Origin of the sequence: Pseudonocardia nigra, from assembly GCF_019396355.1 — a bacterium.
Classification (GTDB): Bacteria; Actinomycetota; Actinomycetes; order Mycobacteriales; family Pseudonocardiaceae; genus Pseudonocardia; species Pseudonocardia nigra.
Window position 1 is genome coordinate 1 of sequence record NZ_JAHKRK010000588.1, and the last position, 562, is coordinate 562.

Genomic DNA, 562 nt, shown 5'->3' on the forward strand with positions numbered 1-562 from the left:
TGGCGCGGTTCCCCGGCGAGGAAGGGGTGTTGTTCATCGGCCGCGCCCAGGAGAAGACCGGGCTGTTCCGCACCGAGCGCCGCCGCAACGCCGAGGGTGCGGCGTATCCGTGGATCGTGCGCTCCACCGGGGTGGTCAACCACTTCTACGTCTACGCGGTGGACGCCGACTTCGGGCCGTTCTTCCGCTGCTCCTACTTCCCCTACAACGCCCGACTGTGTCTCAACGGCCACGAGTGGGCCAAGCGCCAGGCCGCCAAGGCCGGCATCGGGCACACCGCGCTGGATAACGGCTTCGCGACCTGCGCCGACCCGACCGCGGTGCAGGTGATCTGCGACCGGCTCGGCCCCGCCGCAGATCCAGGCGCTGCTGGACAAGTGGCTGCAGGTCCTGCCCAACCCGTTCACCGACGCCGATCGGGCCGCCGGCTACCGGTATGAGTGCTCGATCCTGCAGGCCGAGTTCTCCCTGACCCAGGTGTTGGACCGGCCGGTGTCCGGGCGGGTGTTCTTCGAACAGGTCATCCGCGACAACCTCGACGCCGGCCGCCCCGACCGGGTCA

General features: G+C 69.6%; 1 protein-coding gene. It reads left to right on the forward strand.

The window, feature by feature from the left end; translation table 11 throughout:
• Positions 1–440 (forward strand): hypothetical protein (locus KME75_RS42325; protein ID WP_219420724.1); only part of this gene is annotated, 440 nt, incomplete at its 5' end.
• Positions 441–562: the final 122 nt, after the last annotated feature.